Here is a 13,392-nt window from a genome sequence, read left to right on the forward strand (position 1 = left end):
CGTCCACCTCACCCCCACCGAAGGAAGCACTCATGCGTCACCTCCGCACCGCCAGCTCCGTCGCCGCCCTCGCGCTCGCCTCCGCCGCCCTCGCGGGCTGCGGCAGTGGCGGCTCCTCCTCGAGCGACGCCTTCAAGGCACACCTCACCGATCGTGGCCCGATCACCTATGTCCAGGGCAAGGTCAACGACAACGCCACCCACGCGATCATCGAGCAGTGGAACAAGCTCCACCCCGATGAGAAGGTCACCCTCAAGGAGCAGACCGACGAGGCGGACCAGCAGCACGACGACCTGGTGCGCAACTTCGACGCCAAGAACCCCGGGTACGACGTCGTCTCGGTCGACCTGGTCTGGACCTCGGAGTTCGCGGCGAAGGGCTACCTGCAGCCGCTCACCGGCTCGATGGCGATCGACACCAACGGACTCCTCGACTCCGCCGTGCAGGGCGCGCAGTACAACAAGGTCCAGTACGCCGCCCCGCAGACCAGCGACGGCGGCCTGCTGTACTACCGCACCGACCTGGTGAAGACCCCGCCGACGACCTGGAAGGAGCTGTACGACGACTGCGCCATCGCGAAGAAGGCGCACATCGACTGCTACGCCGGCCAGTTCAACAAGTACGAGGGCCTCACCGTCAACGCCTCCGAGGCGATCAACGGCGCCGGCGGCTCGATCATGGCCGCGGACGGCAAGACCCCGACCGTCGACAGCCCCGAGGCCGCCAAGGGCCTGCAGGTCCTGGTCGACGGCTTCAAGAGCGGCGACATCCCGAGGTCCGCGATCACCTACACCGAGGAGGAGGGCCGCTCGGCCTTCGAGTCGGGCAAGCTGCTCTTCCTGCGCAACTGGCCCTACGTCTACGGCCTCGCTGCCAGCGAGGCGAGCTCGAAGGTGAAGGGCAAGTTCGACGTCGCGCCGCTCCCGGGTCTCACCGGCATCGGCGCATCGACGCTCGGTGGCCACAACGCGGCGATCAGCGCCTACTCCGACCACAAGGCGACCGCGATCGACTTCATCAAGTACCTCGAGTCGGAGGAGATCCAGAAGGAGTACATGGAGAAGGGCTCGCTGGCGCCGATCCGCGCCGACGTCTACAAGGACCCGGCTCTGGTCAAGAAGTACCCCTACCTCCCGACGCTGCTGACCTCCATCGAGAACGCGGTGCCGCGCCCGCAGACCCCGTTCTACCCGGCCGTGACCAAGGCGATCCAGGACAACGCCTACGCCGCGCTCAAGGGCGACAAGTCGTCCACGCAGGCCGTCAAGGACATGGCGGCCGCCATCACGGCCGCGTCGTCGGGTCAGTGACCCGGACCGGATCCGGAGCCCTGCGATGACCGACAACGAACCCGGGTCCGTGGCAACGGCCCCCGCCCGGCGGCGCCTCCTGCGCCGCCGGGCCGGGGGAACCGCCCTGGACCCGCACGAGAAGAGGCGGGCGCTGCTGCTGATCGCGCCCGCGATGCTCGCCCTGGCCGTGGTGATCGGCTACCCGGTCGTCCGCGCGATCTGGATGTCCTTCCAGGCCGATCCGCACATCGAGAACGGCTTCTTCGTCAACGGCGGCTTCGCCGGCCTCGACAACTACAAGCACTGGCTGCTGCAGCGCTGCGGCGACGTGGCCTGCCCGCCCGGCTCGACGGGTGCGTCCTTCTGGGAGGTCGTCGGCATCACGCTCTTCTTCACGGTCGTCTCCGTGTCGATCGAGCTGGTCCTCGGCTTCTGGTTCGCCATGATCATGAACGGCAAGTTCCGCGGCCGCGGGCTGGTCCGCGCAGCGGTGCTCATCCCGTGGGCGATCCCCACCGCGGTGACCGCCAAGCTCTGGTACTTCATCTTCAGCTACGACGGCGTCATCAACCACCTGTTCAACGCCCACGTGGTCTGGTTCGGCGACAAGTGGGCCGCCCGGAGCGCGATCATCGTCTCGGACGTCTGGAAGACCACGCCGTTCATGGCCCTGCTGATCCTGGCCGGCCTGCAGCTGATCTCCGACGACGTCTACGAGGCCGCGAAGGTCGACGGGGCGTCCGCCGTGCAGCGGTTCTGGTCGATCACCGTGCCGCTGGTGAAGCCGGCCGTCGTCGTCGCGCTCCTCTTCCGCACGCTCGACGTCCTGCGGATGTACGACCTGCCGCAGATCATGACCGGCGGTGGCGCCGGCGACGGCAACGACACCACGACGCTCTCGATCCTGGTGATCAACCAGTCGCGGACCGGCTTCAACAGCGCCGCCGCGCTCTCGACGATCACCTTCCTGATCGTCTTCGCCGTGGCCTTCCTCTTCATCAAGTTCCTCGGTGCCAGCGCCACCGGGGCCGAGCCGAAGGCGAAGTGATGACCTCCACCTCCCGCTGGCGCAGCGCCCGCACGTACGTCGGGGTCGTCGTGATCGTCCTGTGGGGCCTGCTGCCCTTCTACTGGATGGTCGTCACGGCGTTCCGCAACCTGCAGTTCACCTTCGACTCCACGCCATGGCCGACCCACGTCACGCTCGACAACTTCCGCACGGTCTTCGCCACCAACCTCGGCAACCACTTCGGCCGTGCGCTGCTCAACAGCGTCCTCATCGGCGGCGTGACGACGGTCATCGGCCTCACGATCGGCATCTTCACGGCGTACGCCCTGGCTCGGCTCCGCTTCCCCGGCAAGAACGCCATCCTGGCGGTGATCCTCGCCGCCTCGATGTTCCCCGGGGTCGCCCTGGTGACCCCGCTGTTCCAGCTCTTCCGCAACATCGGGTGGTACGGCAGCTACCAGGCGATGATCCTCCCGGACATCTCCTTCGTCCTGCCGCTGACCATCTACACGTTGACGGCGTTCTTCCGCGAGATGCCCTGGGAGCTCGAGGAGGCCGCGCGCATCGACGGTGCGACGAAGCGGCAGGCCTTCACCAAGATCATGCTGCCGCTGGCCGCGCCGGGCGTCGTGACGACGGCGATCCTCGCCTTCATCGCGGCCTGGAACGAGTTCCTCATCGCCAGCCAGCTGAGCAGCGACAAGACGGCCCCCGTGACCGTGGCGATCGCCAACTTCACCGGCAGCCAGCCGCACGTCGAGCCGTACACCGCGGTCATGGCGGCGGGCACGGTCGTCACGATCCCCCTCATCCTCATGGTCCTCGCCTTCCAGCGGCGCATCGTCGACGGCCTCACGGCCGGTGGCGTCAAGGGCTGAACGTCACCGAGAAAGGCACGAACAATGGCAACGATCAGCTTTCAGGGAACCCAGCGCTGGTACCCCGGCGCGGACACACCCGCCGTCCCCGGCATCGACCTGGACATCAAGGACGGCGAGTTCATGGTGCTCGTCGGCCCGTCCGGCTGCGGCAAGTCCACGACGCTCCGGATGCTCGCCGGCCTGGAGGAGGTGACCGGCGGCTCGATCCGGATCGGCGAGCGCGACGTCACCACCCTGGCCCCCAAGGACCGTGACATCGCGATGGTCTTCCAGTCCTACGCGCTCTACCCCCACATGACCGTGGCCGAGAACATGGGCTTCGCCCTCAAGCTCGCCAAGGTCCCGAAGCCCGAGCTGCAGCAGCGCGTGGCCGAGGCCGCGGAGATGCTCGGGTTGACCGAGTACCTCCAGCGCAAGCCCAAGGCGCTCTCGGGCGGGCAGCGGCAGCGCGTCGCGATGGGTCGCGCGATCGTGCGCAAGCCGCAGGTCTTCTGCATGGACGAGCCGCTGTCCAACCTGGACGCGAAGATGCGGGTGCAGACCCGCACCGACATCGCCAAGCTCCAGCGCGAGCTCGGCGTCACGACGGTCTACGTCACCCACGACCAGGTCGAGGCGATGACGATGGGCGACCGCGTCGCGGTGATGAAGGACGGCGTCATCCAGCAGGTCGACACGCCGCTGGCGCTGTACGACCGGCCGGCCAACCTGTTCGTCGCAGGCTTCATCGGCTCCCCGCAGATGAACCTGCTCGCGGGCACGGCGGCCGGTGGCGAGGTGCGGATCGGCGACTACCTCGTGCCCGTGGACGCCACGGCGGCGAAGCGGATGCAGGGCAGCGTCGTGGTCGGCGTACGCCCCGAGAACTGGCGGCTGGTCGGTCCTGGCGAGGGCATCCCGCTGACCGTGTCGGTCATCGAGGACCTCGGCGCGGACGCGTACGTCTACGGCTCCTGCGACGTCGAGGGCACCCCGCACGACCTCATCGTGCGAGCGCGTGGCCGCGACTCGGCCCGCAAGGGCGAGCTGCTGCACGTGACCACCGACCCCGCGAACGTGCACGTCTTCGACAAGGAGACCGGTGAGCGCCTCTCGGCATGACGTGCCTGAGGCCGTCGTCATCGGGGAGGCAATCGTCGACCTGATCGATCGTCCGGGCCGGCACCGGGAGACGAGGGTCGGCGGCAGCCCCCTGAACGTCGCGGTCGGGCTGCGCCGGCTCGGCGTACCGACGGCGCTCCAGACCTCCCTCGGTGACGACGCCCACGGTGCCCTGATCCGGCGGTACGCCGACGCCAACGACGTCGCGCTGCTGGGCGGGCCCGCGCGCGGCCGCACGTCGACGGCCGTCGCGCGGATCGGTGCCGATGGTGCGGCGGCGTACGACTTCGACGTCGACTGGTCCCTAGAGGCGTTCGTCCCCAGCGCGCCGCGGCTCCTGCACACCGGGTCGATCGCCGCCGTGGTCGAGCCGGGCGCGTCGGTGGTGCTGGAGGCAGTGCGCGCACTCCGGAGCACGGCGACGATCTCCTACGACCCCAACGTGCGGCCGCTGCTGATGGGGGAGGCCCAGGTGGCCCGCAAGCGGATCGAGGAGCTGGTGTCGCTGGCGGACGTAGTCAAGGCCAGCGACGAGGACCTGGCCTGGCTCTACCCGGATGTCGACCAGGAGGCCGTTGCGCGCTGGTGGCACGAGCTCGGGCCGGCACTCGTGGTGGTCACCCGCGGTGCTCTCGGTGCGTACGCCGTCGGGCCCTCCGGCGACGTACGCGTCCCGACCCCGCCGGTCACCGTGGCGGACACGATCGGCGCCGGCGACTCCTTCATGGCGGGCCTGCTGGCGGCGCTGGGCGATGCCGGGCTGCTCGGCCGGGACCGCGCGATCCAGCTGCACTCGATCGATGTACCGGCGCTGACCCGGGCCGTCGCGTTCGCCGCCTCGTGCGCCGCGGTGACCGTCCAGCGGCATGGGGCCGACCCGCCCCGGCGCGCGGACCTGGCGTCGCCGTGAGGTTCGTCTTCGACGGCGCGGCGAGCGGCGCGGCCGCGCTGCTGGGACTGCCGTGGGAGACGCCGCTGGCGGACTGGGAGGACGACTGCCTGGTCGAGGTGCCGAACGCCGGCATCCACCGCCACGTGGTGCGCTTCGTGGAGAGCGACGAGGGGAGCTTCGTGCTCAAGGAGCTGCCCGACGAGCTGGCGCGGCGCGAGTACCGCTTCCTGCGCAGCCTGGCCGAGGCGAGCATCCCCGCGGTCGAGGTGCTCGGCGCCTGCCTGGACCGCGACGACCAGGACGGCATCCTGGTCACGCGGCACCTGGCGTACGCCGCGACGTACCGCCGCCTGCTCAGCACCATCGACGCCGGGCCCAAGCTCGATAACCTGATCGGCGCGATGGTGGAGCTGCTGGTCCGGCTGCACCTCGCCGGCTACCAGTGGGGCGACTGCTCGCTGTCCAACACGCTCTTCAAGCTCGATGCCGGCGACTACGAGGCCTACCTCGTCGACGCCGAGACCATGGAGCAGCACCCCGAGCTCTCCGACGGGCAGCGGCACCTCGACCTCGACCTCGCGCACGAACGCATCTGCGGTGAGCTCCTCGACCTCGAGGCCGGCGGGCTGCTCGCCGACGGGATCGACCCGGTCGACACCGCCGACAGCGTGGTCGTGCGCTACCAGTCGCTGTGGTGCGAGGTGACCCGCGAGACGGTCGTCGCCAAGGACGAGCAGCGCTACCTGATCGGCGAGCGCATCCGCGCGATCGAGCAGCTGGGCTTCGACGTCGACGAGATCGAGCTCGTCCCGGCGGAGGACGGCTCGCAGGTGCGGCTGCGCACCCGCGTCGCCGACCCCGGCCGCTGGCGTCGGCTCCTGATGCGACGCACCGGGTTGGACGTGCAGGACCAGCAGGCCCGCCGGCTCCTCGGCGACATCGCGGCCTTCCGCGCCTGGCTCGAGCAGGACACCGGTGCGCCCGTCTCCGAGGCGACCGCAGCCAGCCGCTGGCTCATCGAGGCGTATGCCCCCGTCGTCTCCGCGATCCCGCACCACCTGCGCGGCCGGCGCGACGAGGCCGAGGTCTTCCACGAGGTGCTCGAGCACCGCTGGGAGATGTCGGTCGAGAGCGGGCGCGACGTGTCCAACTCCGTCGCCGCGCGCGACTACTTCGAGACGGTCCTGCCCGAGCGGGACGCCTGAGGCCGGTGCCGGGCGCGGTCCGTCGAACCGGCGCTAGGGTCCGAGCATGGACGAGCGGCGCTTCACGATCAGTCGGTCAGGCCACATCGCGACGGTGGAGCCGGCGGGGCCCGGCGGCAAGCCGGTGATGGATGCGGCGTACTTCGCCGAGCTGCGTACGACGTTCCGCGAGCTCGACGCCGACCCGGACGTGCGCGCGATCGTGGTCGCCGGCGTGGGCGGCAACTTCGGCTTCGGGCTCGACCTGGCGGAGGCGGGCGTGAACTTCGGGCGCTGGCTGGCCGACGGCGGCGCCGGGGCCCGCACCCAGCTGCTGGCGCTGATCCGCGACTGGCAGGACGCGCTCACCGCCGTGGCCGCCTGCCGGACGCCGACCGTCGCTGCGATCGACGGCTGGTGCGTGGGTGGGGGCGTCGACCTGGCCGCGGCGTGCGACGTACGCCTGTCCACCGCCGCCGCGAAGTTCAGCGTGCGCGAGGTGAGGATCGCGATCGTGGCCGACCTCGGCAGCCTGCAGCGGCTCGTCGGCATCATCGGCGACGGCCACCTGCGCGAGCTCGCACTGACCGGCGACGACATCGACGCGACCCGGGCGCGCGAGATCGGCCTGGTCAACAGCACGTACGCCGACGCGGCGACCCTGATGGCCGAGGCGACCGCGATGGCCGAGCGGATCGCGGCCAACTCGCCGCTCGTCCTGGCCGGCATCAAGGACGTCCTGGACGCCGAGCGCGGGCCGCGGGTCGAGGCGGGGTTGCGCTACACCGCCGCCTGGAACGCGGCGTTCCTGCTCAGCGAGGACCTGCAGGAGGCGATGACCGCCTTCGTCGAGCGCCGGCCGCCGGAGTTCACCGGACGCTGAGGTAACTGGTCCGCCGCACCGAAGAACGGCCGTCGCCTTGTCGTCCACGCACTACGGCCGCAGGCGCGATCCGCGGACAATGGGTGCCATGACCGCAGATGGCTGGATGGTGACGCGCCAGGAGGCGATCCGTGCCGGCTCGCCGAGCTGGGTCAGGCTCGTGCTCGCCCTCGCCCTGGACAGTCGCCGGCTCCTGCGCGGCTGACCGCGGCTCAGCCCGACAGCGAGGCGACGTACTTCGTCGTGTCCTTGAGCAGGTTGCCCATGATCAGGTTGTTGACCGGCTTGCCGGGCTTGCCGGCGGTGGTCGGGGCGGCGGCGAGCTTCCAGGTGAAGCGGCAGGAACCCTCGCCCGTCGGCTCGACCTCGTAGTACTCCGCGAAGCTCTTGAACAGCGGCAGGTTCGCGTCGGTGAAGTAGAACGCGTGCCGGTGGCCCTCCTCCCAGAGGAAGAAGTGCTCGTTCGCCCGGATCAGCCCGAGGCTCGTCACGTGGCGGGTGGTGCCGACGCCGTACGGCGCAGGGGAGGTCCAGCGGATCTTGAGCCCGCGGCACCAGTGCAGCGGGTTCGCGACCAGGTCCGCCCAGAACTCCTCGGCCGAGCGCGGCACCTCCCAGCTCTGCTCCCAGCGCTGCGGCGCGGTCTCGAAGAAGGTCAGGTCGACGGGCTCACAGGTGGGCATGGCCCGAGGCTAGCGCCGTACGAGGCTTGCCGGGCCGCCGTTCGGGTACCGCGACGCCATGGACGAGAACGAGCAGGGACGAGACGGGCCCGCGGGCGAGCCGTCGGAGAACAGCGGCCACGGCGGCCCCCTGGGTACGCCGGGCATGGGCGACCCGCCCGATGAGCTGGACCCCGAGCGCGAGACCGAGCCCGAGGAGGGCAACCCCTCGGAGGTCGGGTCGGAGTACCGGACCGACTGACCCGCCGGCGCGGCCCCTAGGGTCGTGCCGATGACGAACGAACCGACGGTCCTCGCCGAGCGCCGCGGGCGCGTCGGCGTGCTCACGCTGAACCGCCCCCGAGCGATCAACGCCCTCTCCCACGAGATGGTCGGGCTGCTCATGCGGCAGCTCGAGTCGTGGGAGTCCGACGCAGCCGTCGAGACGGTGGTGCTGACCGGCGCCGGTGAGCGCGGCCTGTGCGCGGGCGGCGACATCGTCAGCTTCCACCGCGACGCCGTGACCGGCGGGCGGGGGACCGAGACGTTCTGGCGCGACGAGTACGACCTCAACGCCTTCATCGACCGCTACCCCAAGCCGTACGTCGCCCTGATGGACGGCATCGTCCTCGGTGGAGGGGTCGGCGTCTCGGCGCACGCCGGGCACCGCGTCGTCACCGAGCGCACCCGGATCGGGATGCCCGAGACCGGAATCGGCTTCGTGCCCGACGTCGGCGGCACCTGGCTCCTCTCGCACGCCCCCGGCGAGCTCGGACGTACGCCGCCCTCACCGGCCGGCACTTCGGCGCCGCCGACGCGATCGAGCTGGGGCTGGCCGACCTGGTCGTGCCGTCCTCCGCCCTCGCCGGCCTGATCGAGGATCTCGAGACCACCGACGTCGACGAGGCGCTGGCTGCCGTAGCGGTCCCGGCCGGCACGGCCTGGCTCTCCGGCCAGCGGGACTGGATCGACGCCTGCTTCGCCTCCGACGACGCCCGCGAGATCGTGGCCCGACTCGACGAGCGCGCCGAACCGGACGCCGCCGAGGCTGCGGCGACCATCAGGGCCAAGAGCCCGACCGCCGTCATGGTGACCCTGGCAGCGCTCCGCCGGGCGCGCACGCTGACCTCGCTGGAGGAGGCGCTCGACCTCGAGCACCGCGTCGGCGTACGCCTGCTGCACGGGTCCCACGACTTCCGCGAGGGCATCCGGGCGCAGGTCATCGACAAGGACCGCAACCCGCAGTGGCAGCCCGCGACGCTCGACGAGGTCGACCCCGCGGTGGTGGCGGACTACTTGTCCTGACCGTCGGGGCGCTCCGGTGCGACCTTGTGCGTGCCGTCGCACCACGGCGCGCGCTGGGTCAGGCCGCAGGTGCAGACGGCGACCACGGGTCGGCGTACGTCGTGGGCGTGACCCTCCTCGTCCAGGACGACGTCGGCGCCGCGCAGCAGCAGCGGACCGCCGGGAACGCAGGTCGCGCTCGCCCGCCTCATGCCCACGACTCCATCAGGGCGGACCCCGCGAGGTCGTCGAGCCACACGCAGGCGGCCGCGCCCATCAGCACGTCGTGGCGGAGCGCGGGGTGCTCCTGCACCAGCTGCGCGCAGATGGTGCGCGACGCCAGCTGCTCGTGCACCGCGTCGGCCTCGACGTGCTCGTCGAAGTAGCGGGCGACCCGCTCACCCAGCCCGAGCCGCTCGATGCCCTGCACGTAGCGGCGGCACGGCAGCGAGCTGGACATCTCGAAGGCGGCGAGGTGCCCCATCGCGGCGCCGCGCAGGCGGCGGTGCAGCCCGAAGAGCGACATCGCGTTGTTGAACGCGAGCGTCTGCCAGGTGGCCGCGTCTAGGTGGGCGCCGTACGTCGCGTCGAGGTCCATCGCCTCCATGGCGTCGGCGAACAGTCGGCTGTGCAGCTGTTCGGGCACGCCGGCGCCGTACTCGTCGTAGACGAGCTCGGCGAGCGCGACCTTGGCGGCGCCGGCCAGCCGGGGCAGCGCGAAGGTGTGCGGGTCGGACTCCTTGAGGTGGTAGACGCTGCGCTGGACCAGGAACTCGCCGACCTGCTCGCGGGTGGCATCGCGGTGGAGGTGCTGGGCGAGCTTGCCCGGCTGGTCCCGGGTCAGGTGCGTGAGCGCGGCGACGAGGCCGTCGGCGTCGGCGATCTCGGCCGCGTCCGCCACGTCGCGGGCGACCATGGAACGCAGCCACGGCTCGAACCGGTTCTCCAGCGTCCGGCGCAGCCGCAGCAGGTCGGGGTCCCACTCGAGGACGGGGTCGACGCCGTCGAAGCCGGAGTAGTGCTGCTCGTAGAGGATCCACAGCCCGAGCTGGAGGTCGTCGCCGTCGGCGGTGGCCGACGCGGGCGGGACGAGCGCGGTGACGGGCGGCGATCCGGCCTCGAGCAGACCCACGAGCTGCTCGGTCAACGGGCCGCGCGGAGTCGGCAGCCGCGTCACAGGTTCACCTCGCGGGCGTCCCAGTCGATCGCGGCCCGCGAGAGGGGGACGGTCCGGGTGCCGCGGTGCCAGGCCCGCACGATGGCGCGCACGAGCCACGGGCCCTTCTCCTCGTTGCGGTCGTAGCCCAGGTAGGAGCCCGGCCCGCCGCGGCCCACGACCAGCGACTCGAGGACCAGGCGCCCGCTGGCGGGCACGACGTGGACGTCGATCACCCGGCCGACGCAGCGGCCCGACTCGAGGACGCGCATCCCGGTCAGCCGGCCCAGGCGCCGGCCCACGTGGTTGTGGTGCAGCACGCCCTTGCGGGCGCGATCGAGGTGGACGGCGCTGTCGACGTACGACACCTGCGTGATGGGGATCCGCCACGGGACGTCGCGGTCGGGCTCGGTGACCCGCAGCTGCGCGTGCAGCTCGACCAGCCGGTTGCCGATGCGGCCGCCAAGACGGTGCAGGAGCGCCGTGGTCCCGGTGAGGACGGCGGTGATGCGCCAGCCGTCGGGTCCCTCGGTCAGCTCGAGGTCGTCGACCTTCCCGGCGAGCAGGCCGTCGACGTCGATCAGCTGCCGGTCGAGGAGGTGGAGGACCGCGTCGAACGGGTCGGCGAGGCGGTTGGTGGTCTGGCTCATCGGCCCATCCCCGTCCAGATCATCAGCGGGATCGCGGCGATCGAGGCGACCAGGACCAGCACGAGCATCACGGTGCCGAGCGCGTTGGCGACGGGCCCGTTGACGTGCTCGCCCATGTAGTCGGGATCGTTGGCCACGACCAGGATCGGGAAGTAGGTCAGCGGCAGCGCGACCGCGGAGAACACCACGGAGACCTCGGTGACCTTGATCGGGTCGACGCCGGTCAGCAGCACGCCCGCCGCGATCACCGTGGAGAGCCCCACGACCAGGTGGAAGAAGGTGGCCTTGTCGGGCCGCACGAACTTGCCCCACTGGGTGCCGAGGTACTGGCTGATGCTGTAGCCCACGCTCAGGCCGGTCTCGCAGGCCGCACCGAACGTGGCCGCGAAGAAGCCGACGATCACGATCGCGAGGCCGATCTTGCCCATCGCGACGGCGACCGGCAGCCCCACCTGGTCGAGCGACCCGACGCTCACGCCGAGCGGGCCGAGGGTGAGCCACGCGGCCGCGACGATCGCGATCGAGAGCAGCCCACCGAGCGGGAAGCCGATGAAGACGTTGGCCCGCATCACGCCGATGTCCTCGGTGCTCCACTTCTCCTCGACGCCCCCGCTGGAGAAGAAGAACACCTCGTACGGCGTCATCGCGGCACCGAACAGCGCCACGGCGTAGTACCAGTACGTCGACCACAGCTCGTCGTGCGGCTTCGCGGCGGTCGCCGCCTGGTGGGCCAGGCTTCCCCAGTCGGGCGCGAGCTGCCAGACCGCGACGGCGAAGACGATGAGCGCGAGGCCGAGGATGCCGAACGCGTTCTCGATCAGGTTGAACTTGGCCCGCCACAGGACCAGCCAGACGACGAGTGCGACGAACGGGACGATCAGCACGTGCTGGACCGAGGAGACCAGCTCGAGGGAGAGGGCCACACCGCCGATCTCGGCGATGTAGGTGAGCAGGGTGACCAGCATCGAGCCGACCAGGTTCAGCATGCCGAAGCGCGGGCCGAGCCTTTCGCGCACCAGGTCGAAGGTGGCGCGCCCGCTCACGGCCGCCACCCGGCCGGACATCTCCGCGAACAGGCAGATGCCGACCAGGCCGACCAGGGTCGACCACACCAGCGAGGTGCCGAAGCGGGCGCCGACCTGGGCGTTGGTGACGAGGTCCCCGATGTCGACGAACCCGCCGATCGCGGTGAGGATGCCGAGCGCGACCTGGATGTACTTCTTCATCAGCCGCGCACCCCGCCCAGGTCCGTGGCCAGCCTGTCCAGGGCTCGCCGCGTCTGCGTAAGCCGCGAGGCGAGCCCCGGATAGGCGGACCGGTTCCGTCGAACGACGGCCTCCCGCGTGGCGGTGAGGAGGTCCCCGGCGCTGGAGAGGGCCTCCTCCACCCGGTGCTGGCGTGCATCGTCCGCCTCCGGCTGCTGCTCGGCGCCGAACCGGTCGGCCACCTTTCCGGCGTGCTCCTCAGCCGTCACCAGCGAGACCTGCGCGAAGTTGCCCATCACGCGGTCGCGCTCCAGCTGGCGCAGGACGGCGTACGCCGCCGCCATGTCGCTGCTGGTGTCGCTGACCGCGTAGTAGGCGTCGTCGCGCCAGTCCTCGTGGTCGGGCTGGGCTGGCTCGCACGCCGTCGCCGAGGCGAGGGTGAGCGCGACCGCGAGGAGCAGGAGGGAGGCCGGACGATGCACGCGTCGGAGGTACCCGGGCGCGCAGTGTCGAAACGGTGTTCCCCTGACCGGGGACGGCGTCAGCCCGTCAGCGGGGCGCGGCGCTGAGCAGCGGGTGCAGCGGCGTCGCGTCGAGCCGGCGTACGAGCCACAGACCGAGGGGACGCAGCAGGAGGTAGCCGGCGGTGCTGATGATCGCGCCGACCGCGAGCCCGGCGATCACGTCGATCGGGAAGTGGGCGCCGACGTAAACGCGCGTCGCGGCCATCAGGACCGCGAGCACGACGGCGACGAGGCCGAGGCGGCGACTGACCAGGAGCACGGCGGCGGCCACCGCGCCCGCCATCACCGAGTGGTCGCTGGGGAAGGAGAAGTCCGTCGAGCGGTGCACGAGGACCAGTGCGTGGGGGAGCACGGTGTAGGGCCGGGGCTCGGCGACCGCGTTCGAGATCGGCTGGTTGAGGCCGAGCGCGAGCAGCGCGCCGAAGGGAGCCCACAGGGCGGCGGTCATCCGGCGCTGATCACCGCTGCGCCGGGCCAGCCACCAGGCGCCGACCAGGAGCAGCGCGAAGACGACGACACCGCGCTCGGCGTACAGCCGCGCCGGGGCGTGCAGCCAGGTCGTCACCCGAGCGAAGTGGTTGACCGCGTTGAACCAGCTCTCGTCGAGATGGCGCGCGACGACGTGGCCGGTGCTCGTGCTCATGGCGTGACGGTAGGGGATCTGGCGTG

Annotated in this window: 15 protein-coding genes and 1 pseudogene; 9 read left to right on the forward strand and 7 right to left on the reverse strand. The window is 71.1% G+C overall.

The genetic code is table 11. The annotated features are described in order from the left end of the window. Positions 1 to 32 precede the first annotated feature (32 nt). Genes ACYVJ3_RS13685 through ACYVJ3_RS13715 form a run of 7 tightly spaced genes read left to right on the forward strand, consistent with a single transcriptional unit; the run spans position 33 to position 7,242 of the window. Complete coding sequence (locus ACYVJ3_RS13685; protein ID WP_460853582.1) at positions 33 to 1,310, forward strand: ABC transporter substrate-binding protein; 1,278 nt, start codon at positions 33 to 35, stop codon at positions 1,308 to 1,310. Positions 1,311 to 1,335: 25 nt separating this feature from the next. Further along, positions 1,336 to 2,340, forward strand: a complete 1,005-nt coding sequence (locus ACYVJ3_RS13690; protein ID WP_460853583.1) for a carbohydrate ABC transporter permease — start codon at positions 1,336 to 1,338, stop codon at positions 2,338 to 2,340. After that, positions 2,340 to 3,179 carry a carbohydrate ABC transporter permease gene (locus ACYVJ3_RS13695; RefSeq protein WP_460853584.1) on the forward strand — a complete coding sequence of 280 codons (840 nt, stop codon included), beginning with the start codon at positions 2,340 to 2,342 and terminating at the stop codon, positions 3,177 to 3,179. Before ACYVJ3_RS13690 ends, ACYVJ3_RS13695 begins: the two co-directional genes overlap by 1 nt. A gap of 24 nt (positions 3,180 to 3,203) precedes the next feature. Further along, positions 3,204 to 4,283 carry an ABC transporter ATP-binding protein gene (locus tag ACYVJ3_RS13700; RefSeq protein ID WP_460853585.1) on the forward strand — a complete coding sequence of 360 codons (1,080 nt, stop codon included), beginning with the start codon at positions 3,204 to 3,206 and terminating at the stop codon, positions 4,281 to 4,283. Then, positions 4,264 to 5,193, forward strand: coding sequence for a carbohydrate kinase family protein (locus ACYVJ3_RS13705; RefSeq protein WP_460853586.1), 930 nt, complete (start codon positions 4,264 to 4,266; stop codon positions 5,191 to 5,193). The genes ACYVJ3_RS13700 and ACYVJ3_RS13705 overlap by 20 nt, the downstream gene beginning before the upstream one ends. Continuing rightward, the gene (locus ACYVJ3_RS13710) at positions 5,190 to 6,380 is read left to right on the forward strand and encodes a DUF4032 domain-containing protein (RefSeq protein WP_460853587.1); all 1,191 of its coding nucleotides are present in this window, start codon (positions 5,190 to 5,192) and stop codon (positions 6,378 to 6,380) included. The genes ACYVJ3_RS13705 and ACYVJ3_RS13710 overlap by 4 nt, the downstream gene beginning before the upstream one ends. A gap of 46 nt (positions 6,381 to 6,426) precedes the next feature. After that, positions 6,427 to 7,242 carry a crotonase/enoyl-CoA hydratase family protein gene (locus ACYVJ3_RS13715; protein WP_460853588.1) on the forward strand — a complete coding sequence of 272 codons (816 nt, stop codon included), beginning with the start codon at positions 6,427 to 6,429 and terminating at the stop codon, positions 7,240 to 7,242. Between the two features lie 212 nt (positions 7,243 to 7,454). Here ACYVJ3_RS13715 and ACYVJ3_RS13720 read toward each other — a convergent pair whose 3' ends face one another. After that, positions 7,455 to 7,925, reverse strand: coding sequence for an SRPBCC family protein (locus ACYVJ3_RS13720; RefSeq protein ID WP_460853589.1), 471 nt, complete (start codon positions 7,923 to 7,925; stop codon positions 7,455 to 7,457). Positions 7,926 to 7,983: 58 nt separating this feature from the next. Between ACYVJ3_RS13720 and ACYVJ3_RS13725 the strand changes: the two genes are divergently transcribed. Together ACYVJ3_RS13725 and ACYVJ3_RS13730 are read left to right on the forward strand one after the other, a co-directional pair. Further along, positions 7,984 to 8,166: a hypothetical protein gene (locus ACYVJ3_RS13725; protein WP_460853590.1), complete on the forward strand. Its 183-nt coding sequence runs from the start codon at positions 7,984 to 7,986 to the stop codon at positions 8,164 to 8,166. 30 nt (positions 8,167 to 8,196) lie between these two features. Further along, positions 8,197 to 9,209: pseudogene (locus tag ACYVJ3_RS13730) on the forward strand (enoyl-CoA hydratase/isomerase family protein). Here ACYVJ3_RS13730 and ACYVJ3_RS13735 read toward each other — a convergent pair. The 6 genes from ACYVJ3_RS13735 to ACYVJ3_RS13760 all read right to left on the reverse strand — a co-directional run bounded on the left by ACYVJ3_RS13735 (position 9,197) and on the right by ACYVJ3_RS13760 (position 13,366). Further along, complete coding sequence (locus tag ACYVJ3_RS13735) at positions 9,197 to 9,400, reverse strand: CDGSH iron-sulfur domain-containing protein (protein WP_460853591.1); 204 nt, start codon at positions 9,398 to 9,400, stop codon at positions 9,197 to 9,199. The pseudogene ACYVJ3_RS13730 and the gene ACYVJ3_RS13735 overlap by 13 nt on opposite strands. Beyond that, the gene (locus ACYVJ3_RS13740; protein WP_460853592.1) at positions 9,397 to 10,365 is read right to left on the reverse strand and encodes an iron-containing redox enzyme family protein; all 969 of its coding nucleotides are present in this window, start codon (positions 10,363 to 10,365) and stop codon (positions 9,397 to 9,399) included. Before ACYVJ3_RS13740 ends, ACYVJ3_RS13735 begins: the two co-directional genes overlap by 4 nt. Then, on the reverse strand, positions 10,362 to 10,994 hold the full coding sequence (locus ACYVJ3_RS13745) for a PRC-barrel domain-containing protein (RefSeq protein ID WP_460853594.1): 633 nt from the start codon (positions 10,992 to 10,994) through the stop codon (positions 10,362 to 10,364). The genes ACYVJ3_RS13740 and ACYVJ3_RS13745 overlap by 4 nt, the downstream gene beginning before the upstream one ends. Further along, complete coding sequence (locus ACYVJ3_RS13750; RefSeq protein WP_460853596.1) at positions 10,991 to 12,220, reverse strand: NRAMP family divalent metal transporter; 1,230 nt, start codon at positions 12,218 to 12,220, stop codon at positions 10,991 to 10,993. Before ACYVJ3_RS13750 ends, ACYVJ3_RS13745 begins: the two co-directional genes overlap by 4 nt. Then, positions 12,220 to 12,681, reverse strand: a complete 462-nt coding sequence (locus ACYVJ3_RS13755) for a hypothetical protein (RefSeq protein ID WP_460853597.1) — start codon at positions 12,679 to 12,681, stop codon at positions 12,220 to 12,222. Before ACYVJ3_RS13755 ends, ACYVJ3_RS13750 begins: the two co-directional genes overlap by 1 nt. A gap of 67 nt (positions 12,682 to 12,748) precedes the next feature. Next, positions 12,749 to 13,366, reverse strand: coding sequence for a phosphatase PAP2 family protein (locus ACYVJ3_RS13760; RefSeq protein WP_460853598.1), 618 nt, complete (start codon positions 13,364 to 13,366; stop codon positions 12,749 to 12,751). Positions 13,367 to 13,392: the final 26 nt, after the last annotated feature.

Source organism: Nocardioides montaniterrae (assembly GCF_054782655.1).